This window comes from Pseudanabaena yagii GIHE-NHR1 (genome assembly GCF_012863495.1).
Taxonomy (GTDB): Bacteria; Cyanobacteriota; Cyanobacteriia; order Pseudanabaenales; family Pseudanabaenaceae; genus Pseudanabaena; species Pseudanabaena yagii.
This window is the reverse complement of sequence record NZ_JAAVJL010000002.1, coordinates 515,205-537,588: the sequence shown is the minus strand read 5'-3', so window position 1 is coordinate 537,588 and position 22,384 is coordinate 515,205. Positions and strand designations below refer to the sequence as shown.

Here is a 22,384-nt window from a genome sequence, read left to right as displayed (position 1 = left end):
AACTATCCACAGCTAATAACTATCCCAAAAATTATTATCTCTTGCTCTAAAAAACAAACCTGCAAGTCGTTTTGTTCATATAGAAGATGCACTAGTGCATCTTCTATATTTAAGAATAAAGCCATCTAAGCCTTATCTATTTTCCACCCTTTTTAAGCGCGAGAATAGCCTCAAATTCGGCAGTATCCTGATTAGGATAAGCGGCTGTTGCGGCTAAACCACGTACAGAGGTAATCAATGCCTTCACTTCAGGAGGAGTTTTTTCCTTCTCCGCAGGAGGTAAGAAGCTTTGAATAATGCCCCATGTTCTATCAGCATCAAGATAGAAATAGCCAACATTATTGGAAGGTAGAGTACTAACTACAGATTTGTAGGTAGCATCAGCATCTAGAGAGCTTTCAGGCTTGGGTACAAAGAGAGGCACAATTGGCGAAGCTGTGATAAAGACTGTATCTTTTTGGCTCCAACCGTGGGAGACGATCGCCCCCGGGGCACCGGGAACTGACCATTCAGTGACAGAAACACCACCAACATCTTTTTTGCTAACCTTACCGCCATTCTTGGAAATAAAATCATCCAATTTATTGAGCAAGGATTCCCCAGCAGAACGATTGTTGGTTTGGATCATCAAGACAGGTGCTAATCCTTGAGTTTGGGCAAGGATGCCCTCTGGCTTGCCAGATACTGAGGCAAGGGCATATTCACCATCCATCCATCCGAAAATATCTTTGTCTAGATCAAGCGCCAAGGGAGAAGACTTTAGTTGAGTTCTGGCTTCATCAAGACTTTTCTTGATTTCAGGATTCTTCTCGGCTGACTTGGTAAACTCTTCCCATGAATTCTTGATATTAAATCCAGAAATTACTGCAAATGCTTGGGAAGGAATTTGACCGATAATCTTGTTAGGAGAATTCTTGAGTGCAGCAATTGCGGATGCGTCGAATTTGCCTAATGCTTTAAAGCGAATACCTGCGTCATCAATGCCAAAGCCTAAGTTGACGGATTTAATCTTCTTCAACTGTTCCAAGGATTCTGGAGGAATGGTTTCAGCTTTGGGATTTAATGCTGCTAGCTCAACGATTGATTCGCCGAAGTTGGGAATATAAATTTGAGCAACAGTATTTTTAAGCTTGAGATCATCGGCACTCGCAGCACTAGCGATCGAAGCTTCACCTTTAAAGGTATCGATCGCCTTTTGCGTAATTTGTTCACGGGGCGCAACGATTAAATAATTGCCGACTGTGGCGGTAGCACTGGCATTTGAGCCTTCACCATATTGCGTAATTTTTACGCCCTTATAGTCAGATTGCTTCTCTTTTCCACCCGCTTTAGTTTTGACTTTGTCTGCCAAAAATTTCTCAGCACCAGCTTTATCCTTTACCTCAATTACTAAGAGTACATTAGGAGTATCCGATGTAGGCTCAGCTTGATCTTTAGCCTTATCTTGCACAAACTGAATTGACCCTGTATCGCTCATGGGTACATATCGAGGTTGGAGTGAAGATTGAGATTTGTTAGGTACAAAACTTGCTTTCTTGCCCGATGGTAAAAAGGCGATCGTCACACTTTTGCCAATCCAAGGCTTTACGTCTTTATCATAGTCAAAATCACTTGAGGAAAGATTCTTTCTAAATTTTTCCAGTTCTGTATCGTAAAGTTTTTTGGTTTCTGGAGACAGAAATTGCTCTATTTGAGAAAGTGCAGCACCATCAGTAGAGATAGACATTGCCATCAGAGACTGTTTGGGAACAACACTGAGAGTTCCCGCAGCAGCATTGCTAGTAGGCAAAATGGCTGGTTTATTGAAGAAAAAATAAGCTCCTACACCACCAGCAACTACTACAGCAGCACCACCAATAATTGGCAGTAAATTCGGTTTTCTTTCAGTCATAAATGAGACCTCCAATTTGTTAGTTGCAAGATGTCAGTATAGTGCTTAACCCTAAAATCCCCATAGATCCAATGCACGTATCCATTGTGAGCTTGCTCACATCTAGCTTGAGATAAAGCGCTAATTTGCTTATGGGATAATAGTTGCAAGCAATTTTTATTTATCTCAAACTATCAACAATAGATAGAAAATCTCCCTAAAGGATGATTCTACAGCTACAGAAGCTTGTGCCGCCCACATAGTGGAGTGGGCGGCACAAGCTTCTGTAAAAACAAATAGTGTAAGGCGGCGCTTCGCGCCGCCTTACACTATTTGTTTTTACAACCCTACCCATGCAGGGACAATCTGCCATGCTTGCTTGAGGGATTCATCTAAGGTTTTGTAATTTGGCTCAAACTTACTCACCAAATTCCAGAATTTGGCGGAGTGGTTCATATGGATGGTGTGGCATAGCTCATGGATGAGGACATATTCCACTACCTTGGTTTCGAGGAATAGAAGCTTGTAGTTGAGGCTAATATTTCGATCGCTAGAGCAGCTACCCCACAAAGTTTTTTGCCCCCTAATCGTGGTAGTGCAATAAGGCAAATTGATCTGAATACTAACTCGGCGTAACCAACTAAATAGATGTTTTTCAGCTTTCCGCATCAGCCATTGCTTTAGTAAGGTTTTGCAGCCTTCGGTGTCGGTGACATTACCACTGATAATTAGCTGAAACTGTTCCTTTTGTTCACTAATGGTAATCGAGCCAAATTTAGTAACTGTTTGGTTATAGATGATTTGCCATTCCTCACCTAGCGATCTCAACTTTATCACATCAGGCAGTTCATGGGGTGCTTGTGACTGCAAGAATGCTTCACGCTCATCAAGTTTGCGTTGATTGCGAATAATCCAATCACGCTTTTGGTGAATGAGTTCAGGAATTTTTAGGTGATCGTAATTTTTAGGGATTACCACCTCTAGTCCCTTGTCAACTGACAGGGCAAGGCGTACACATTTAGCGCGATCGCTGATCCGTACCGTGTAGGCTGGCAACTCTGGGTTGATTGGATTGGCTAAGGATGGAGAACGAGATCCCATAGATTTAATTTTATAACCTGTTTTATAGAGTCTCAAAAACTAAGGGACATGTATTGTGATGTGGCTGAGCCACACCACAAAAATCGGTTCTTTAATCTCGTAGCAAAATCGTACCGGGGTAAATAGCATTTAGGCGATCGCGCTCACGGTGGGCATTGTCGCGATTGGTATAGGTGCGTACCTGAATATAGGATTGCCCTCGGAAAATCGTCAAAAAGGCATCGGGAGCAGAGGCACGAATTTGTTGCAATGTATTGGCATTAGCATCAGGAACTAGGACGCGATAAATGGTGCGTGTAGAAGTTGAGTTGTTATTGGGGGTTGTGGGATTGCTAATTGGCACTGAAGGTGTGGAAATATCATTGACAGGGGCAGCAGTCGGTGGAGCGATGATATCTGCACTAATGACCTGTGCCGCAAACCCTCGGTTGCGAAGTAATGAGGCGATCGCATTAGCAGTTGGGATACTTGATAGCGGTGCATTGACAATCACTGATCGATTGTTGAAGGTTGCTAAGACCGCAGTCTTGCCAGTAAGCGATCGCACCTGCTGCATGACCACATTGGGATCATTATTTAGTTCTACTAAAACTGCTGCCGCTTGTAGGTTGCTCGGAACATCACTGACTCTGGTATTAAAAGAATAAACAACCGCATCTAGTCCCATTTCGCGAAGTTGATTGGCGCGAAATGCTGAGGTTTTGACATTATCGAAACCGCCAAAAAAGGTCATCGAACCATTGAGATAGTTGCAGGGAATGGCGGCTAGCACTAGATATCTGGGTAGCTGCGGCAATAAGTTAGCAGGACGATCAATGATGGTCACATAGCGCCGATTGGTCAGTTGTGAGCAGTTGTTGGTCGGTATATTGGCTTGAGCGATTGTCTCCGCGATCGCCATCGAGCCTGTTAAGGCAAGATCACCGAGGACATATCCAGCAATCAGTAAACAATTGGCAGCGATCGCCCGTGATGAACTGCTATTGAAAATTAACGATCTGATCATCCTAAACCTATTTCCTCTGGAGCCTCTATGTTAACCACCATCTAGATCGGTAAATATAGCGGTTTTCAAATAAGTGCATCGTAAGTGCATCCTCACTTGAAAACAAAAAATCAATCCTAGTCAGAGTTTTGAGTTTTCATTTTGCCGTAGCCGAAATTAAAATCGCTATATTCCCAATAATTGATTGAGATATACCACTTTATATTGCGAATTGTCATGACTAAAACAAACTTTTTCAGTCTTGACTTATCCTTAAAGAGAGAAATTGTGGCTCTATACCGCATCTACTCTCTAAATCTTTTTCTGTAAATTTTTACTAATCGCAATACGCTAAGCGAAGTTAAGATCGTGGCAAATAATGAACATTTGATTCAACTACAAAAAGGGGTGGGTAGTTGGAACTTCTGGCGATCGCAAAAGCATCGTGCTCAAATCGATCTCAGTGAAGCAGATCTTGCCTATGCCGAAGTGAGTAAAGCTGACTTTAGTGGCGCAGATCTGAGCTTAGCCAATCTGGGTGGAGCCAACTTAGTTGGGGCAAATCTCCGAGAAGCAAACCTAACCCTCGCCAATCTCAGTGGCGCAAATCTGAGTCTAGCGTCATTTCAGGATGTCACCCTCTGCATGACCAATCTCAGTGGCACAAATCTGAGCTTGGCAAATCTCAGCGCTGTCAATCTGAGTCTGGCAAATCTCAGTGGTGCAAACCTGAGTGGAGCCGTGTTACGAAATGCCAACTTAATGGGAGTGAATTTGAGTGGCGCAGATTTAACTAATGCCGATCTGAGCGATGCTAATCTCTGTGGGGCAAATCTGAATGGGGCAAATTTGAGTAATGCTACGCTTTGTGAAACGGAGCTAAGTGGAGCGAACCTCAGTGGGGCAAATTTAACTAGAGCCAATCTGAGTGGGGCAGTCCTACGCAAAACGGACTTTAATGGAGCAAAACTCAAGGAGGCAGATTTACGCAATACCGATCTTCATGCGGCGAAACTAGATGGAGCTTTTCTAGAAAATATCAAGCATTAAATCTTTCCTATAGCTGCCGCTATTCTTGTTAGGACATAAAACCCAAATAGTGTAAGGCGGCGCTTCGCGCCGCCTTACACTATTTGGGTTTTGATTTGTCCTGATACGGGTGAATATAGCTATAAAAACAACAAAGGCTCGCTTAGCGAGCCTTTGTTGTTTAGCCTTCCCAAATTTTGGCAAGAACTGTTTTGGCTGGGATATCTTTGAGGGGTTGTCCCTTCACCGCCTGTACATATTTCACCCGTTTTTCTTGAATCGGCAAGAAAGCAGATGCGGATATCGTCGAACTTAAAATTGCGACTAAGGCAGTACCAACCGCAACGCCCAACTGCATTGCATCACCTTCCGCACAGATAAACAGATTGGCTGCTGCAATCATGGCAGTCAGTTTGCCAATATCCGTGGGGCTGGTAATCAGGAGGTTAGGAAATTTCGTTGAGAGCTGCTTGAGTAAATCAGCATTGTTGACACTATCGATCGCCACAATTGGCAAATCTGGTAGTTTGGTTTTAATATTGCGGGCGATCTCTGCCCAGCTTTCCGCAGGATAGTTGGCATATGCACCGCAATTGAGCAAGATAAAGCCACTCTTTTGGATGTCAAGGCGTTTTTGTTCACCCGATGCCCAATCCAAGTCATTTTTAGGAAGGTTAACCTTGATCGATGGGGATGACTGCTGAATGCCAAGACCGATCAGCAAGTTATGGTTCTGTACCGCAATATATTCTTCAGGATCTACAGGAATCACATCCGTCAGTAAAAATTCCCCTGCCCCTGCAAAGGAGATTCGCTTGGGAATACCGCTTAGCCATAACAAGGTATTAATCGAGAAGCTGGGCTTGCTAAGAATTGCCGCGTCATATTCGCGATCGCGGATTGTCCCAAGTAAATTGCCAAAATCCGCCAAAGAGTTGCGATCGCTAAAATCAAATTTAAGTACGCGATTGACAGATTGGCTAATTCGATAGGTAGCGATCGCGCGTGGCTCGACCACCACATCAATTTCGGCATTGGGATACTGTTGTTTGAGGGTATCCAGTGTCGGGAAAAACAGTAACTGATCGCCAGTCCCACCTGGAACCAATGCCAGTATTCGCATCATATTTTATACATCTCTAGACGAAGACCGTAAGTAATATTACTTTGTTTTTGGGAGTTGATACAGATAGCATTAATACAAGAATTAAATTAGGATTCTGCAATTTAAAATTTTTTGTGACGTAGCAAAGCCACGCCACAAAAAATCCGTTCTACTTTCCTTCATGTGCTTTAGCTAAGTAACTTGGCGATCGCTTTAGTTTCTGGTAGCTAGGATATAGCCATAGCTAAAACCCAAAAGAGAGTTGCGGGCGCGAAGCGCCCGCAACTCTCTTTTGGGTTTTGGTTTTGTCATAACATAACTGGCTATGGCTATAAAATCAAAATATTGGTAAATCATTGGTGCAAATATGGAGCCAGTTTCTTTGATTGTGGGGTTGTTGGTGATTGTGGGAACAGGTTCGTTAACCAAGGTTGGCGAAAATATTACTGATGAAACCTTGAAACTGGCGAGATCGCTTTGGTCAGTCCTCAGCCGTAAAGCTCCCAATACGCAGACGGTAAAAGCGATTAGTGCGGGGGAAGATTTTGATGCTGGGCAAGCAGTAATCGATGTAGAGGCGATCGCGGACGATCCTGAGGTGACGAAGTTATTGGATGAGGTGCGATCGCTTTTAGCCAGCAATCAAGAACTAGCGGCTAAGGTTGAGGCTTTGCAATCACAACTGAATCAGTCAAAATTTGATAATCCAAACAAGTTAGCTGAAAAAATTGGCATTGTTGTTCAGAGTGGTGGCAAGGCGGATATTGGGACGTTCAATATGTAAGTCAGCATTTATTTATATGCAACAGATTCCGATCGCTTAAATTAAATGTAAATCTTTCAAATACATTAGCTATGAACTTAAATGAAACCCAGAAACGTGTTTTGCGTTGGCTAGTAGAAGAAGTACGTGCAGAAAATCTTGATGAGGAAGAAATCTGGTTTAGTTGGACTGTTAACGGCACACTTTTAGGTGGATATAAAGGAAATTCAGACATTCCTCAAGTAAAAACAACAACACTTGATGCTTTGGCGGCTAGTGGTTTTCTGATATGTGATCGAAGTGTTAGCAACATATACAAATGCGCTCTAACTGGAACAGCCTATGAAGCTGTTGGTTCCAACATCACCCAAAATATTGGGAATAAAACAAACAAACTTTCCGAAAAAATCGGTGTTGTTGCTCAATCAGGGAGTGTTGTAAATATTGGTACGCTGAATGTTGATGGTAACAAGACAATTAAGAAACAAGTCAATGTCGATCAGTCAGGGACAAATAACACTCAGAATAATACTTTCAATCTATGAGCACAAAGGTACGCGATCTGATTAAGTTGCTTGAGGCTGATGGGTGGTTTTTGGTTGATACTGTGGGTAGTCATAGGCAATATAAGCATCCGACTAAAGCAGGAAAGGTGACGGTGGCGGGTAAGTTGAGCGATGATGTGCGTAAAGGAACGTTGGCAAGTATTCTCAGACAGGCAGGTTTAAAATGATTGACCAATATCTCATCGTCTTGGAAAAAAGTGATACTGGGTTTTCGGCATATTCGCCTGATGTGGCTGGTTGTATCGCTACGGGTGAGACTTTAGAAGATACGACAAAATTAATGCGATCGGCGTTGGTTTTGCATCTTGCCGATGTGGATGAGTTGCCTAAACCGCGTGGGATTGATGCCTATTTGGATGCTTTGCGCGATTCGGAGGGTGAAGAATTTTATTTAACGCATATTTCTGTGGCTAGTTTGATCGCTGATTCGCAAGAGGTGAGTCGTGAGCAATCCCGAAATTAACATCGGTCAAGGCGGAACAGGTAACACGCAGAATAATACGTTCAATTTTGCATCGTCAAAAGCCAAGCAACCCATTCCTAGTAATGTGCGGCATGGTTCGCCTAACTTTGTGGGGCGAGAGGAAGAACTTGCAGATATTCATGCAAAGTTGCAAGAGGGGCAGGGTGTAATCGTCTGTGCGGTTGAGGGAATGGGTGGTGTCGGTAAGACTGAACTTGCTCTGCAATATGCGACTCGCTATCAACAGGAATATGTGGCGCGGTATTGGTTGTCTTTGCGAGAGATGGGATTGGCTCAGGCGGTGGTGACTTTGGCTAGTCCTTATCTGGACTTACCCGAAGCGATGCAGTCGGCTAGCCTAGATGAACAAGCGGCATGGTGTTGGCAAAACTGGTTGCCTCAGACTGGTAAGTTATTGGTGATTCTCGATGATGTGCCGAAGGCGGAGAGCATTCCCGATGTTGCCATGCCCATCGATCCGCGTGTGCGTGTATTGGTAACGACGAGAGAACGCGAATTGAATGTGGGTTTTGAGTCTGTGCCTCTGGATGTGCTGTCAGAGGAGAAAGCGCTGGAACTGTTAAGAAAAATAGTTGGCGCGTCAAAGGTAGATAAAGAACTGGTCACGGTCAAGGAGATTTGCAAAACTTTGGGCTATTTGCCTTTGGGCATCGAGTTAATCGGTGAATATCTGAGTAAAAATCGTCATCTGAGTTTTGCCAAGTTACAAGAAAGGTTAAATCTTGCCGATGAGTCGATTGCACGGGAACGCAAGTATAGGTTTTATGCCCATCGTGGTGTGGAAGCAGCAATCCAACTGAGTTGGGATGACATCAGTACTGGCTCTCAGGGAGTGGCGATGTTGTTAGGGCTGTTTGCACCTGTTGAGATTTTGTGGGAGTTGGTGGCTAAGATTGGCGCAAGTGCTGAAATTACGGAAGATGAACTCGATGAAGCTAGAGGGCAGTTAGATAGTTTGCATTTGATTCAACCAATTGATGAGGAATGCAGCTTTTATAAGATTCATACACTAGTCCGCGATTTCTTTCGGGCAAAGCTATCAAAAGCTGAAGAGAATCATCAATTTCGGCGAGCATTTGTAACCAGTTTGATTGCCTTAGCTAAAGAAATACCAGAAACACCAACACGAGATCTGATTGCAAGGGTAGCTTTTACTATTCCCCATTTAGATATGCTGAGTCGCGAAATGCTGGATGATATTCCCAATCCTGAAGAAGATTTGACTTGGGCATTTATAGGAAATGCGCGATTTTATGAAGGACAAGGATTCTACGCACTTGCTGAAGATCCCTATCAAAGATGTTTGAAAGCTATGCAAGAACTGTTAGGAGAGCGACATCCTTCTGTCGCCACCATTATCAACAACCTCGCAGGGCTATACGATTCCCAAGGAAGATATGAGGAATCAGAACCACTGTTGAAACAAGCCCTATCCCTGAGGCAAGAATTTTTAGGAGAGCGACATCCCGATGTCGCGACCATTATCAACAACCTCGCAGTGCTGTATTCTTCGCAAGGGAGATATGAAAAAGCAGAACCACTTTATAAACAAGCTCTTGCACTGAGGCAAGAACTTTTAGGAGAGCGACATCCTTCTGTCGCCACCAGTATCAACAACCTTGCAGAGTTGAATCGTTTGCAAGGAAGATATGAAGAAGCAGAACCACTCTATAAACAAGCCCTTGCACTGTATCAAGAACTTTTAGGAGAGCGTCATCCCTATGTCGCGACCATTATCAACAACCTCGCAGGGCTGTACGGTTCGCAAGGGAGATATGAAGAAGCAGAACCACTTTATAAACAAGCTCTTGCACTGAGGCAAGAACTGTTAGGCGATCACCATCCCGATGTCGCGAGCAGTATCAGCAACCTTGCAGGACTGTACTATTCGCAAGGGAGATATGAAGAAGCAGAACCACTGTTGAAACAAGCCCTTGCACTAATGCAAGAACTTTTAGGAGAGCGACATCCCAATGTCGCTACCATTATTAACAGCCTCGCATTGCTGTATCGTTCGCAAGGGAGATATGAAGAAGCAGAACCACTGTTGAAACAAGCCCTTGCACTGATGCAAGAACTTTTAGGAGAGCGACATCCCAATGTCGCCACCAGTATCCACAACCTCGCATTTCTGTACTCTTCGCAAGAGAGATATGAAGAAGCAGAACATCTCTATGTGAAAGCATTAGAAATTATGGAAGTTTTGCTAGGCATGGAACATCCAAGTACTAAAACCGTTCGCAATAATCTCCAGTCTCTACGCGATATACAAAACTAATGAATATGACTCCTAAAAATATTGTGACTATTTATGATAAACAAGGGCGTGATTACCAAATTGAAGTTAATGAGCAAGAGTCCATTCTTTCGCTCAAAGTTTATCGTTCGCTGCATGGACTGAGGGATATGGTCGGTCATATCAAGTGCATTTTTAAGTCTCATAACGAAATGCTTCTAGCAGATATTCACTTTGAAGACAAGATAGCCCGTACCCCACTAGGACGCATTTATGCATTTTTTCACCAAGAACCGAAAAGCTACCGCAAGCTGGGACTAGGAACTGCCACGCTAAAATTTCTTATCGAGTATATTGAGAAGAAAGGAATCAAAAAGCTTCATGGGTCAATAACTCAAGACGATCTTAATGCTAACCCGAAACTAATCAAATGGTATCAAGACAACGGTTTTACAGTAGAAGCTCTAACGGCTCAAGAAAGAGAAAATAGTGTAGCCAGAATCTGTCTTTACCTGCCATAAAGCCAAAAACTACTTGACTGTAAAGGTGATCGCGGGTGTATTTTGGTTTTGATTGAGACGTGGAATTGTTACTGAATCTGTAAAGTAAATTCTTGTATTTCTCTATTGCCAGTAGAATAATAGCTAACACTACTATCCGCGATCCTGATCACCTTTCCCATCCGCTTTACTTTTACATTAAACTCAGGATAACGAAAGAGATTTCTGAGTAGAAGAGAGATTTCGGAAGCACGCGAATCTGGCAAATTAAAGCAGACTATACAAAAATATTCACTTATTGCTACTTTTCGCCAAAAATCCCGTTCATTGATAGTAATAAACGTAGGCTGCGCCTCTTTTCGCAACAACATAGGAATCGCTTCATCTTTAATAATCGAATTAGGTCGCAAGTCCGTAATAAAGCAAACATTACCCTGATACCACTTGCCGATCGCCTGTTCCAGATTCGCTCCTAAAAGCTGTTCGTCAAGGACAATCATGCTGCACTCAAAATAGGAAGACTCTCAAGAAAATGAGTGGTCACAACTTGAATCGCCTCAGCGATCGCCTCACGCGAAACCCTTCCCCGAAAGCCAAGCACGATACTTTCAACATTTTCCCCCTTAGCTAATCGCTCCATCACACCCGCAATCTCAATCCGAGTGTACTTAAAAGTTGGGCGATCGCCACAAACCCCCATAGCCCGAACAACATACTGCCCTAGTGGATAGTAGCTATAGGATTCGCCATTAATTATTTCAGTGACAAGCGATCGCATATAAACTTTTTCATCCCAAGATTTTAAAACAGTCATCTGTCAAACTAATAATAAACTTTCTTCTTGCCAATACCAAAGCGATATCTTTGTAATTATATCACGGCAAAATCGCGCCCAATCTAAGTAGATTTTACGCACATCCGTAATTTTTAAAGCAGCCTAGCGATCGCGAGTGTATTTTGGTTTTGACTTAGGCGATCGCTTGACTCAGTTATAGAACAAGGGGCTTAAGCCCCTTGTCTAGCATATTTATTTGCCTTGTAACTGAGCCAAACGTGCTTTGAGAATCTCCTGTTGCTTCAGAGATTCTTCCAATTCAGCACGCGCTGTTGCCACAACATCAGGAGGTGCTTTTTTGAGATATCCCTCATTACTTAAACGTCCCTGAGTAGAAGCGATCGCCCCTTCAAGTTTCGTCAACGTGCGTTCCAATTTGGAAATCAATTGACCGATATCAACCACACCAACCAGCGAGACAATTACCTGAATCGTACCAACTACACCTGCGATCGCCTGTTCCGTTGCCGATGCATCGACAGATGCCACAACTGCTAAATCTTCAACCCTTGCCAAGTCGAGAATATAGCTTTGCCCTGCTTGTAATAAACTGCGTTCGCGATCACTATCGGATTGCAAAATCGCCGAGACCTTTGCACTAGGCTTAATCTCAGCCTCAGCGCGAAGATTGCGAATCGTGCGGATCGTGCCAATTAATAAATTGAACTGTTCTTCTAATTCCTCATTGATATAACTGGTATCAATTTCAGGATAGGGTTGAATTGCAAGGACAGGGCGATCGCTAGATGGTTCTCTAGTGCCGTAGGTCAGCAATTGCCAAATCTCCTCGGTGACGTGAGGCAAGAATGGATGTAAGAGGCGCAAAATACCATCAAGGACAAATCTGAGGTTTTGCTGTACGGTTTCGCGAGAAGTAGGATCGGCGGATTCCTGTAAACGTGACTTGACTAGTTCGATATACCAGTCACAAAAATCGCCCCAGAAGAATTCATAGATGCTTCTCGTTGCTTCGCCTAAGCTATAGCTATCAAGCTGTTCGCGTACTTGTAATACAGTTTGAGCATAGCGCGACAAAATCCAGCGATCGGCAAGTTCTAACTTCTCAGTATCGAGACTCGCAGTGCGAGTCTCGATACTAGTCAGGTTCATCATCACAAATCGCGAAGCATTCCAGAGCTTATTCGCGAAATTTCTGGCAGTCTCTACAGTTGTGGATTCATCGGTTTTGCGATTGTAATCAAGACGAATATCTTGACCTGCACCCGTTACTTCCTTAACTAGGGAATAGCGCAAAGCATCGGTTCCATACTTATTAATTAGAACTAACGGATCGATGCCATTATTCTTTGATTTAGACATCTTCTGGTTATTCTCATCACGCACCAGTCCATGAATATAGACCGTATTAAAAGGCATCTTGCCCGTAAAATAGCCTGCCATCATCGTCATCCGCGCCACCCAGAAGAAGATAATGTCAAACCCTGTAACGAGAACACTAGTAGGATAGAAGGTTTGAAAATCCTGTGTTTCTTCAGGCCAGCCCAAAGTTGAGAATGGCCATAAACCTGAAGAGAACCATGTATCTAGTACATCAGGATCGCGTTCTAAGGTGACTTCTTCGCCAAATTTAGCTTTTGCCTGTGTATAGGCTTCCTCTTCTGTTCTTGCCACGAAAATGGAGCCATCGGGGGCATACCATGCAGGAATCTGATGTCCCCACCACAATTGACGGGAAATACACCAATCCTTGAGGCGAATCAACCAATCGCGATATACCTTACCCCAGCGATCGGGAACAAAGGTAGGCGAGTTCTGCTTATCAAACTGCTCTAGGGCAAAGTCTGATAGAGGCTTAATCTTCACAAACCATTGAATTGATAGCAATGGCTCGACGGGGACTTTACCGCGTTCCGAATAGGGAACCGTGTGGGCATAATCTTCAATCTTCTCTACTAAGCCCAGTTCATCCAGCTTCTTTACGATATTTTTACGCGCTACAAAGCGATCCTGCCCTTCAAATTCGCCGCCATTGGCATTGATTGAGCCATCTTTATTGAGAATATTGATTAAGGGTAAGCTATGGCGTTGTCCCATTTCAAAGTCATTGGGGTCATGGGCAGGAGTCACCTTAACACAGCCGCTACCAAAAGCCTTATCGACATAGCGATCGCTAATGATCGGAATCTCACGATTCATGATTGGCAACATCACCGTTTTGCCAATGAGATGCTTATAGCGATCGTCGTCAGGATTTACGGCTACGGCGGTATCACCTAGCATTGTTTCGGGGCGAGTAGTTGCGACTACTAGATGCCCAGAGCCATCGGCTAAGGGATAACGGAAGTTCCAGAGATGTCCTTTAACTTCTTTATTATCAACTTCGAGGTCAGAAACTGCGGATTGAGACTCAGGACACCAGTTAACCAGATATTCGCCGCGATAAATTAAGCCAGCTTCGTAGAGTTTGACAAAGGCTTCTGTAACAGAATTGGACAAACCTTCATCCATCGTGAAGCGTTCTCTTGTCCAGTCTGCCGAGACCCCAAGGCGGCGCAGTTGCGAAACAATCGTTCCCCCTGATTCAGCTTTCCATTGCCAAGCCCGTTCCAGAAATTTTTCGCGCCCGATTTCTTGATTGGTTTTACCTTCAGCCTTAATTTGCTTATCGAGGATCGTCTGCACCGCAATACTGGCGTGGTCGGTCCCGGGCAGCCAGAGGGTATTAAACCCACGCATACGGTGATAGCGAATTAAAATATCGATTAATACTTCCTGAAAAGCATGACCCATATGTAGGCTACCCGTAACATTTGGCGGTGGAATCATGATGCAGTATGGATCTTTGTCGCTTTGGCTCTCTGCTACAAATACGCCACTTTCCTCCCAATATTTTTGCCATTTGGCTTCGGATTCGAGAGGATTATATTGTTTTGGAAGTTCGGTCGTACTCATAGCGGTTTACTTACAGAATTGTGCAGCTTTATTAAAGTTTATATTCAGCTTATATCTTATAGCGTCCTCAGACTAGCGATCTAACTAGACTCATAAAACCCAAGAGATGAGTGGCGGCGCAAAGCGCCGCCACTCATCTCTTGGGTCTAGCTCTCCTAGATAATTTGCTTAGCAAAGCTTTTGTTTCTGGGCTGTGAGAGAGGTTTTGCGGCGCAAAACCTCTCTCACAGCTATTTTTAAGTTAGCCCGATCGCAAGTTATAGCTGCCGTCACTTATTGTTAGGAAAAAATCAAAACCCAAGAAGAGAAAGGCGGCGCGAAGCGCCGCCTTTCTCTTCTTGGGTTTTATGTCCTGATACACTTGGCGACAGCTATAGATCAAACAAGTAGGAAAAAGGTAATTTTTGAGAATTAGTCAAGATCAAGCTTGTTAAATAGCTTAATATTTAATACGATTTGTATGGGGGAATAATGACTTAATGTTTAGGTAAAACGCACCTAACATGAGTTAAACTCATACCTCGAACATAAACTCTGTAAATCTCATACGCTGTTTAACTACACAGTCATAATTTGTGGGAGTAAATGCCTTGGAAGTCGATCAACTATTAGAACTATACAGACAGGGACAACGTAACTTCTCTAATATAGATCTGAGTAACGCTCAATTACGCAGTGTGACTCTCATTGGTATTGATTTACGTGGATCTACTTTGAATAAAGCTGATCTTAGTAGCGCTAATTTGATTGATGCAAACTTAACAGGGGCTAATTTGATCGAGACTAACCTAAGAGGTGCATTACTGAGAGGCGGCAATTTCTCCGATGCTGATTTAAGTTGGGCAAATTTAACTTGGTCAAATTCATCAAACACCAAATTTATTCGCGCTAACTTAAGCGTCACTAATTTCAGTGGCGCTAATTTGATCGAAGCAGATTTTACTGGCTCAATTATGAAAGGCTCCAACTTACGCGGTACAAATTTGCGTGGGGCAATCTTAAAGAATTTGAGGACTTGTGCGGATACGGAGTTTACGGGTGTACGAAACCTAGACGATCGCACTAGGTTATATCTTTGTACGATCGCTAGTGGCACGCATCCATTTACTAAAAACGACAGTAGGCAGACCCTCGGCTGTCCCATCTAAGATTTTTAAGAATTAATCTTTAGCTAGGGAGTTTCTGTGATTTGTAACAGGTAGGGAAAGGAGGCGTTTTTTTCGTAGGAGCCGACCCACACTTCATAGGTTCCTTCTAGCCAGTCACCAGCAATTTCGGGGTTGCGATCGCTAACATCGTCACTACACCAACTTCCCCCTGGTCCGCGTACAAGTAGAACTGTATCGCCAGAACTCTTGACTTGCAGTTTGAGATAGCGAAATGGTTTTGTTAGGGTAATTTTGTGATCGGGAGTGGCATCAATAAAGCCAATACAAGGTCCCGTTTCTGTGGATTTGCGTCCTGATGTTTTTTGAGTTTCGACTTCGCCGCCACTAATGCCCCGTAACTCCAGTACTTTAGGTGTGAAGTTTGGCGCGATCGCAATGTCTTCAAACATGCGGACATAGCTAGCTTTTTTATTATTTACAACAGATTCAGTCTGTGGTCGGGAGATTTGAACTTCTGTAGTGTTGGGCTTTTTGGGACTGATAATGGATTGCGATCGCACAGGAGCATCAATAGCGATGAGGGCGGTAATTATAGCTGCAAGGGTTAATAGCGATCGCGTTGAGGACTGTCTCATGCCACAAAATATCCACAGAATATATTTTTATCTTTTGCAAAGAACTAGATTCTAGCATTCTGGCAAGTCACCAAAAAAGAAGGGCGATAATCGACCTTAAAGCCCTCACCCCTAGCCCCTCTCCCGCAGGAGAGGGGAACAAGAAAATAATAGGGATTTTGCTCCCCTTCTCCTGCGGGAGAAGGGGTTGGGGGATGAGGGTTCCACGTAGCATGAGTTAATAAATGATCGGCGGCGTGAAGCACTGACAATTATTTATTTAGGAAGCAAAACTCGCGATCGCCTGTTCGACAATAGCTAAAGCTTGATCAACTTCGGCAGCCGAAACGGTCAGAGGTGGCACAAAACGCACTACCTTAATCCCCGCAGGCACAAGTAGTAAGCCATGCTCAATACCTGCGGCAACGACATCACGGGCTTGGATATTGCTGGATTCTTGGAGTACCAAACCATCGATCAAGCCCCAACCACGTACTGATGCAATATGCTGCGGATATTTCTCAGCGATCGCTTGCAGACCAGTTCTAAGCTGTTGACCACGCTCTCTGGCATTAGCGATCAGGTTATCCTTTACCATCGTGTCGCAAACGGCAAGGGCTACGGAACAGGCAAAGGGATTACCACCAAAGGTACTGGCGTGATCGCCTGCTTCAAATACTGCACAATGAGCTTTACTCAACAATGCGCCGATGGGAATGCCGCCACCTAAACCTTTTGCTGAGGTGAAAATGTCAGGTTGAATGCCCAGATTTTCGTAGCCCCAGAGCATTCCACTGCGACCCATGCCCACTTGCACTTCATCAATAATTAGTAATGCTTTGGTTTCATCACATAGTTCACGCACACGGGCAAAATAAGCGCGATCGCCGGGGTTGACACCACCCTCACCTTGCAGCGGTTCGAGCATGATCGCCGCCAATCTACCCTCATATTTTTTCACCACCGCTTCAAGGGCAGCGATATCGTTGTAAGTAATGTAGTCAAACCCTGCGACAAGGGGCGCAAAGTTCTTGTGATACTTGGGCTGACCTGTTGCGGTTACTGTAGCGAGGGTGCGTCCATGAAAGCTAGCATTAGCGGTCAAAATTACGGGATCATCAATGCCAAGTTTGGTATGGGCATATTTACGCGCTAATTTGATTGCGCCTTCATTAGCTTCTGCACCAGAATTACAGAAAAATGCTTTATCCGCGCAGGAGTTTTGCACCAGCCATTTAGCTAATTGACCTTGGGGCGCAAAATAAAACAAATTAGAAGCATGATGCAAAGTTTGGATTTGATCGGTTACAGCCTTGACCATCGCAGGATGCGCGTGTCCCAACGTACAGGTAGCGATGCCTGCAACAAAATCTAAATATTCCTTACCTGTGCTATCCCATACGCGGCAGCCTTCACCACGCTCTAGGGCGATCGGAAAGCGAGCATAGGTACTCATCACATACTGATTAAATTCTGCGATCGCATCAGTTGCAGGATTAGCATCTACCTGAGATTGAGATTGTACTTCTAGCGTAGTTGGCGACATGGATAAAAATGTGATAATGCTGTTATTTCATTATCAATGATATGAGAGTTTTCGCGGGTACTTCTGTAGTGGAATTAGCGAATAAAATTTCAACTTTGAGTGGGATCATCTTCCTCCGTCAAAGCAATTGATATGGTGGTTCTCATTTTGCTTACGGCAAGATGAAAAATCAAAATCTCACTAGGATTGATTTTTTGTTTCAAATGAGGATGCATTCGTTTGAAACCCGCTATATTGCATTAAGCGCAGTAGGTAAAAATATGCCATACATCATTCAAAATCAAGGAACTCCTCAAGAACGGATCTGCGATCTGCGCCACGGCGTAAATACTATCGGGCGGGGATTAGATAATAGTATTGTGGTTGAAGATGATGCTCGAAGTCTTTCCCGACATCATGCCGAAATTCAAGTGACAGACAAGGGTATATATGTCACGGATCTCAACAGTAGTAATGGTACTTTTGTAAATCAAGCCAAGATTGTGCAGCAAAAGCTTAATCATGGCGATATGGTTCAGTTTGGTAGTGTTGTCTTTCGCCTAGTTGATGAGTTGCAACCTGTAGCTTCCCAGCAAACAGGTACACCTGCTAACTCTGGTCTATCAATTTTGATGCGAGTCTCTCCCGAAAAATCTCGTGTCAATATGCAGGATCTATTGCAAAGGCAACAGACCGCACCGAAAGGATCGGTATTACTGATTCAGGGCAATGATGAAACTCAGAGAACCTCGGCAAAGTTACGAGTTTTGTTAGAAGTTAGCCAAGAGCTAGCATCTCCAGAGGCATATTCTGCTTTGCCTGAAAAGATTCTAGAAATATTGCTGCAAATTATGTCAGTTGATCGTGCCATATTGCTGCTTGTTAATGAGAAAAATGGAGAGTTAGAACCTAAAGCCGCTAAGTTTAGTGGCTCAAATATTAGTAACCCTAATGAAACTGCAAATATTGATTTTTACAGTCGTAAAATAACTAATTTCGTCTTAAAACAAGGTGATGCGATTATTTGTGATGATCCTTCCCTCGATCGCCGTTTTGATAGTTCGCAGTCAATTATCCAGCAGTCGATTCAAGCCGCCATGTGTGCGCCTTTAAAGCCGAGAGATCATGTAATTGGCGTACTGTATGTAGATAACCTGTCCCATGGTCACGCCTATAATCGTGAAGATTTGGAGTTTTTGAGTAGCCTTGCCAATCAAGCCGCGATCGCGATCGAAAATGCAAACCTTTATCGCAAAATGCAAACGGAGGTAATTCGTCGCGCTAAATTAGAACGCTTTTTCCCCGCCGCAGTTAGCCAAAAAATTGAGGAAGGGTGGGACTTGAACCGCATTATGGAAACGGAGGTAACGGCTCTATTTTCCGATATTAGCGGCTTTACAGAAATGACTTCAAAAATGCAACCCCGCAAAGTTTTAGAATTCTTGAATGAATATTTCAAGGTGATGGTCGAAGATATCGTGTTTCCCTATGGCGGTACGTTAGAGAAATATATTGCGGATGCTCTCTTAGCGGTGTGGGGTTCACCTTATCAAAGAGAAGATGATGCGGTGATGGCAGTGAATGCAGCGATCGCGATGCAATGGTCAATGCGTCGGCTCAATCAAGAATGGGCTACACAGGGGCGCGATCTGCAAATCCAAATTCATATTGGGCTGAATACGGGGATGGTAGCTTCGGGCAATATTGGTTCCGAAAATCTCATTCAATATACAAACATTGGCGATACGATGAATGTGGCAAGCCGCATCTGTACAGCAGCACAGGCAGGTGAGGTCTTTATTTCCGAAAGTACTAAGTCTAAGATTTCTAGCCTCAACCTTCCCTTAGAGCAACTAGACCTAATTAAAGTCAAGGGTAAAGATGAACCATTACAGTTATATCGAGTTAATTGGGAAAATGTAGATATTAGGGAAATACTGAGCAAGACTAAGACTATATTTCCAAAATAGGAGGTTGCATTTTGCCGTAGCCAAAATGCAACCTCCTATAGATTAACCGAGTCTTTTAGTACGATTTGCTCGTAACTCTTGCTTTCTTTTTCTATCTTGAGCACGACGCTCGGCAGGAGTCGCTAAATTTGCAGGTGGCTCAACAATCTTCACCTCATTGATAAATACCAATCTGGCATCAACGGGCTGATTGAGCGTATCAGTGATTTTGACAGCTTCAAAATCAGCATCGATCGCCGCAAATTCGGTCTCATTCAACCATGCATAGTACTTCTTCCGCAGTTTAGGCTGTTGCTTGAGTTCCTGCTTCAACTGTTCGAGAGAACCCTCTGTCCATTGATAGTAGAGATTTTTGCTGCGGATTTGGGTTTTAGTTTCTGAAGTTTGTTGAGCGAGGGGATTGTTTGCCCAAGGAATTCGATGATCCCATGTGGCAAGTCCACCAGCGCGATCGCTTTCTAGCAATCTCTCCAGAAGTTGCAAATCGGAATGCTCTGTTACCTGATCGGGGAAGCGGCAAAAGCTTTTAGTGAGATCCTGTTGTGAAGCCCGCAACAAATTCATGATATTGCCCTGTGCATAGCCGATCGCAGTTTGGCGATCGCGGAGAGTTTCCAACAAACTATGTAACTCGCGCTGCAAAATGTCCACACTGCCATAATGTGCCAAGAGGCGATCGGTGAGAGGTTGCAGGATATGACGAATCTGGGTTTCGCGAATGTAGTCTTCAGCGCGATGTTGGACTAGAGCATAGCTCATCAAAAACTCAGGCTCTCGTTCTGTTGCCGCTTGATATGCCATGTCCACCAAGCGCTCAGTCATATATTCCATAACTACAGGCTGCTGCGTGAAGCTATTTGCTTTCTTCTCAATTAGCGATCGCCAACGGAGGGAAATCACCGATTCGAGAATTTGGGATTTAGAAACCATCGGGACAATGTCTTGACGCAGATTGTCGGTGGTGATTGGTTCACGCTCGATCGCGAGCCAGTACATCACCTGCTGCTCGAAATCGGAAAGACGCGCATATTGCTGATCGATGAGATTCCGAATATCACCAAATACATTCGCTTCTTGATCGAGAAAAGCCTGCACATTGCCATCAAACATACTGTAGATGGAACGGGATACTACTGTCAGCGCCAGAGGATTACCACAGTAAAAATCAATTAGCTTACGAGTCTCAGGTGCGATCGCCAATTCTTCGCGAAACATTTGTCTGGCTTCTTCCTTTAGTCCTGCCAATTGCAGAGAGCGCACCATGCGATCGCTACTATCGGGGGGTAACACATCAGATGGTTTTTCGCGACTGGTCAAAATCACACAACTTTGATGGCGAACTTGTCCCACTTCACGAAATAGTTCGCCATAGCCTTCGTAACCTTCAGCGTAATGTCCTGAGGTTTCGCCACTGCGGAGAATCGATTCCACATTGTCGAGCACAATCAAGCAACGCGATTGCTTCAATGCTTGGATAAACATCAATAACAGACTATTAAAATCTTGGGGCAAAGTAGCGATCGCTTGATTTGTCAAAAAGCTGACCAATTCCGACAAGGTTGACTCTACTGAGGGGGCATTGCGGAGCGATCTCCATGCAATCAGATTAAATTCACTCTGTACCTGTTCTGCTAATTTCGTCGCAAAGGCAGTCTTGCCGATGCCACCGATGCCAAATACACCTAGTAAACGGCAGCGATCGCTGACAACCCAATTTTTGACCTGTGCTAATTCTTCAGTCCGACCATAAAAAATTGAAGTATCGATCGCATTGCCCCAGTCACAGCGCTTGGAATTGATATCCGTAGTCTGCATTTCCAAATGAGGGGTGGGCAGGGCAACGAGAGGACTAGCGATCGCCTGCATATTCTCAGCACTATTGACTAAAAAGCGATGGGCATGGCTACGCACTACCACTTGTAAATTGTGTTTGGTAACGCGCTCACCAAAGCACTTAGTCAATATTTGCCACAGACGATAACCGACATCACGAATATAGGAAGAGTCGTATCCGCAGGTCTCAGCAATCTCAGAATAGGTCTTACCCTCCCAAGTTTGGCGGAACAATTGTTCTTGAATGTTACTTAGGCGCTTGCCGCCCTTTAGTGCAACATCAATAATCGCGATCGCTTCTTCTACAGTCATGGTCGTAACTCCTCTTAATAAATGTCTCGGTAAATGTCTCGTTCGGGGATTATTAACATCTAAATAATGTCGATGATTATAGTTTTAAATAAGTGACAGGCATTTATTTAAATATTCTTGTTTCTAAATTTATCTATTCATATCTTTCCATGTTTTACGAGCGATTTATTGCTGCAATTTCTGATGATTTAATCAACATATTCTTGTTTTTCCCGTTAGATAAATAGCATATATTTTCGTCTTTGCAATACATTTGGCTGACTTTTTTCTAGATCCTGATTTAGTCTGACATTAGCGCGTATCTCCAACAGTTTTTTCTTGTTTTTTCTGATACAACCCTTTAAAAAAGCCATTGACAATGGATCTGGGGATATCGAAAACTTGTATATCAAATCATATGATCATTGTTTTTGCAAACAAAATATGGATAAATCTTGTTTGTAGCAATTATTTTTATGACTATAGCTTGTCAATAAATCAAATAGAGAATATTTGTCTATTTAATCAAAGCTAAACTTAAAAAAATAGGCAAGCAATTTTCACGTTAACTACAAACAAATAATATTGAATTTATTCTCTTGATTCTATAGAGTCTATTCATGTATTTCCTGACAAAAAATACTATTTTTTCTGG

19 protein-coding genes are annotated in these 22,384 nt (G+C 43.5%); 9 read left to right on the top strand and 10 right to left on the bottom strand.

The window, feature by feature from the left end; translation table 11 throughout:
- Window positions 1-136: 136 nt before the first annotated feature.
- From HC246_RS19260 to HC246_RS19250, 3 genes are all read right to left on the bottom strand, one after another.
- Window positions 137-1,891, bottom strand: a complete 1,755-nt coding sequence (locus HC246_RS19260) for a DUF3352 domain-containing protein (protein ID WP_169365046.1) — start codon at window positions 1,889-1,891, stop codon at window positions 137-139.
- Window positions 1,892-2,209: 318 nt separating this feature from the next.
- Complete coding sequence (locus tag HC246_RS19255) at window positions 2,210-2,971, bottom strand: M48 family metallopeptidase (protein ID WP_169365045.1); 762 nt, start codon at window positions 2,969-2,971, stop codon at window positions 2,210-2,212.
- 91 nt (window positions 2,972-3,062) lie between these two features.
- Entirely contained in the window at window positions 3,063-3,977 is a 915-nt protein-coding gene (locus HC246_RS19250) for a hypothetical protein (protein WP_169365044.1), read from the bottom strand.
- A 348-nt stretch (window positions 3,978-4,325) separates the two neighbouring features.
- On the opposite strand from HC246_RS19250, the gene HC246_RS19245 reads away from it, so the two are divergent.
- Window positions 4,326-5,006, top strand: coding sequence for a pentapeptide repeat-containing protein (locus HC246_RS19245; RefSeq protein WP_169365043.1), 681 nt, complete (start codon window positions 4,326-4,328; stop codon window positions 5,004-5,006).
- A 160-nt stretch (window positions 5,007-5,166) separates the two neighbouring features.
- Here HC246_RS19245 and HC246_RS19240 read toward each other — a convergent pair whose 3' ends face one another.
- Complete coding sequence (locus HC246_RS19240) at window positions 5,167-6,111, bottom strand: glycosyltransferase family 9 protein (RefSeq protein WP_211167852.1); 945 nt, start codon at window positions 6,109-6,111, stop codon at window positions 5,167-5,169.
- A 346-nt stretch (window positions 6,112-6,457) separates the two neighbouring features.
- On the opposite strand from HC246_RS19240, the gene HC246_RS19235 reads away from it, so the two are divergent.
- The 6 genes from HC246_RS19235 to HC246_RS19210 all read left to right on the top strand — a co-directional run bounded on the left by HC246_RS19235 (window position 6,458) and on the right by HC246_RS19210 (window position 10,660).
- The gene (locus HC246_RS19235; protein WP_169365042.1) at window positions 6,458-6,874 is read left to right on the top strand and encodes a hypothetical protein; all 417 of its coding nucleotides are present in this window, start codon (window positions 6,458-6,460) and stop codon (window positions 6,872-6,874) included.
- 71 nt (window positions 6,875-6,945) lie between these two features.
- Window positions 6,946-7,398 carry a hypothetical protein gene (locus HC246_RS19230; RefSeq protein WP_169365041.1) on the top strand — a complete coding sequence of 151 codons (453 nt, stop codon included), beginning with the start codon at window positions 6,946-6,948 and terminating at the stop codon, window positions 7,396-7,398.
- Window positions 7,395-7,586: a type II toxin-antitoxin system HicA family toxin gene (locus HC246_RS19225; protein ID WP_169365040.1), complete on the top strand. Its 192-nt coding sequence runs from the start codon at window positions 7,395-7,397 to the stop codon at window positions 7,584-7,586. The genes HC246_RS19230 and HC246_RS19225 overlap by 4 nt, the downstream gene beginning before the upstream one ends.
- A complete protein-coding gene (locus tag HC246_RS19220; RefSeq protein ID WP_169365039.1) occupies window positions 7,583-7,882 on the top strand; it encodes a type II toxin-antitoxin system HicB family antitoxin in 300 nt (99 codons plus the stop codon). The genes HC246_RS19225 and HC246_RS19220 overlap by 4 nt, the downstream gene beginning before the upstream one ends.
- Entirely contained in the window at window positions 7,863-10,181 is a 2,319-nt protein-coding gene (gene fxsT, locus HC246_RS19215) for an FxSxx-COOH system tetratricopeptide repeat protein (protein ID WP_318655975.1), read from the top strand. Before HC246_RS19220 ends, fxsT begins: the two co-directional genes overlap by 20 nt.
- Window positions 10,181-10,660 (top strand): GNAT family protein, encoded by a 480-nt coding sequence (locus HC246_RS19210; RefSeq protein WP_169365038.1) that lies wholly within the window; start codon window positions 10,181-10,183, stop codon window positions 10,658-10,660. Before fxsT ends, HC246_RS19210 begins: the two co-directional genes overlap by 1 nt.
- A gap of 68 nt (window positions 10,661-10,728) precedes the next feature.
- Here HC246_RS19210 and HC246_RS19205 read toward each other — a convergent pair whose 3' ends face one another.
- From HC246_RS19205 to HC246_RS19195, 3 genes are all read right to left on the bottom strand, one after another.
- Window positions 10,729-11,139 carry a hypothetical protein gene (locus HC246_RS19205; RefSeq protein WP_169365037.1) on the bottom strand — a complete coding sequence of 137 codons (411 nt, stop codon included), beginning with the start codon at window positions 11,137-11,139 and terminating at the stop codon, window positions 10,729-10,731.
- Complete coding sequence (locus HC246_RS19200) at window positions 11,136-11,453, bottom strand: DUF433 domain-containing protein (protein ID WP_211167851.1); 318 nt, start codon at window positions 11,451-11,453, stop codon at window positions 11,136-11,138. The genes HC246_RS19205 and HC246_RS19200 overlap by 4 nt, the downstream gene beginning before the upstream one ends.
- Window positions 11,454-11,666: 213 nt before the next feature.
- Window positions 11,667-14,387: a valine--tRNA ligase gene (locus HC246_RS19195; protein ID WP_169365036.1), complete on the bottom strand. Its 2,721-nt coding sequence runs from the start codon at window positions 14,385-14,387 to the stop codon at window positions 11,667-11,669.
- A gap of 575 nt (window positions 14,388-14,962) precedes the next feature.
- On the opposite strand from HC246_RS19195, the gene HC246_RS19190 reads away from it, so the two are divergent.
- On the top strand, window positions 14,963-15,535 hold the full coding sequence (locus HC246_RS19190) for a pentapeptide repeat-containing protein (protein ID WP_318655974.1): 573 nt from the start codon (window positions 14,963-14,965) through the stop codon (window positions 15,533-15,535).
- A 23-nt stretch (window positions 15,536-15,558) separates the two neighbouring features.
- On the opposite strand, the gene HC246_RS19185 is transcribed toward HC246_RS19190, so the two are convergent.
- Both HC246_RS19185 and HC246_RS19180 read right to left on the bottom strand, forming a co-directional pair.
- Window positions 15,559-16,131, bottom strand: a complete 573-nt coding sequence (locus HC246_RS19185; protein ID WP_169365035.1) for a hypothetical protein — start codon at window positions 16,129-16,131, stop codon at window positions 15,559-15,561.
- A 259-nt stretch (window positions 16,132-16,390) separates the two neighbouring features.
- Window positions 16,391-17,656 (bottom strand): aspartate aminotransferase family protein, encoded by a 1,266-nt coding sequence (locus tag HC246_RS19180; protein WP_169365034.1) that lies wholly within the window; start codon window positions 17,654-17,656, stop codon window positions 16,391-16,393.
- A gap of 260 nt (window positions 17,657-17,916) precedes the next feature.
- Between HC246_RS19180 and HC246_RS19175 the strand changes: the two genes are divergently transcribed.
- Entirely contained in the window at window positions 17,917-19,605 is a 1,689-nt protein-coding gene (locus HC246_RS19175) for an adenylate/guanylate cyclase domain-containing protein (RefSeq protein ID WP_169365033.1), read from the top strand.
- Between the two features lie 42 nt (window positions 19,606-19,647).
- On the opposite strand, the gene HC246_RS19170 is transcribed toward HC246_RS19175, so the two are convergent.
- Window positions 19,648-21,750 (bottom strand): NB-ARC domain-containing protein, encoded by a 2,103-nt coding sequence (locus HC246_RS19170; RefSeq protein ID WP_169365032.1) that lies wholly within the window; start codon window positions 21,748-21,750, stop codon window positions 19,648-19,650.
- Between the last annotated feature and the right edge of the window lie 634 nt (window positions 21,751-22,384).

Excerpts from the sequence above, each read along its gene's own strand:
- HC246_RS19170 (WP_169365032.1), bottom strand. The coding sequence starts at position 21,750 with ATGACTGTAGAAGAAGCGATCGCGATTATTGATGTTGCACTAAAGGGC.
- HC246_RS19195 (WP_169365036.1), bottom strand. The coding sequence starts at position 14,387 with ATGAGTACGACCGAACTTCCAAAACAATATAATCCTCTCGAATCCGAA.
- HC246_RS19260 (WP_169365046.1), bottom strand. The coding sequence starts at position 1,891 with ATGACTGAAAGAAAACCGAATTTACTGCCAATTATTGGTGGTGCTGCT.
- HC246_RS19185 (WP_169365035.1), bottom strand. The coding sequence starts at position 16,131 with ATGAGACAGTCCTCAACGCGATCGCTATTAACCCTTGCAGCTATAATT.
- HC246_RS19225 (WP_169365040.1), top strand. The coding sequence starts at position 7,395 with ATGAGCACAAAGGTACGCGATCTGATTAAGTTGCTTGAGGCTGATGGG.
- HC246_RS19175 (WP_169365033.1), top strand. The coding sequence starts at position 17,917 with ATGCCATACATCATTCAAAATCAAGGAACTCCTCAAGAACGGATCTGC.
- HC246_RS19220 (WP_169365039.1), top strand. The coding sequence starts at position 7,583 with ATGATTGACCAATATCTCATCGTCTTGGAAAAAAGTGATACTGGGTTT.
- HC246_RS19230 (WP_169365041.1), top strand. The coding sequence starts at position 6,946 with ATGAACTTAAATGAAACCCAGAAACGTGTTTTGCGTTGGCTAGTAGAA.
- HC246_RS19210 (WP_169365038.1), top strand. The coding sequence starts at position 10,181 with ATGAATATGACTCCTAAAAATATTGTGACTATTTATGATAAACAAGGG.
- HC246_RS19180 (WP_169365034.1), bottom strand. The coding sequence starts at position 17,656 with ATGTCGCCAACTACGCTAGAAGTACAATCTCAATCTCAGGTAGATGCT.
- HC246_RS19255 (WP_169365045.1), bottom strand. The coding sequence starts at position 2,971 with ATGGGATCTCGTTCTCCATCCTTAGCCAATCCAATCAACCCAGAGTTG.
- HC246_RS19235 (WP_169365042.1), top strand. The coding sequence starts at position 6,458 with ATGGAGCCAGTTTCTTTGATTGTGGGGTTGTTGGTGATTGTGGGAACA.
- HC246_RS19205 (WP_169365037.1), bottom strand. The coding sequence starts at position 11,139 with ATGATTGTCCTTGACGAACAGCTTTTAGGAGCGAATCTGGAACAGGCG.
- HC246_RS19240 (WP_211167852.1), bottom strand. The coding sequence starts at position 6,111 with ATGATGCGAATACTGGCATTGGTTCCAGGTGGGACTGGCGATCAGTTA.
- HC246_RS19200 (WP_211167851.1), bottom strand. The coding sequence starts at position 11,453 with ATGACTGTTTTAAAATCTTGGGATGAAAAAGTTTATATGCGATCGCTT.
- HC246_RS19250 (WP_169365044.1), bottom strand. The coding sequence starts at position 3,977 with ATGATCAGATCGTTAATTTTCAATAGCAGTTCATCACGGGCGATCGCT.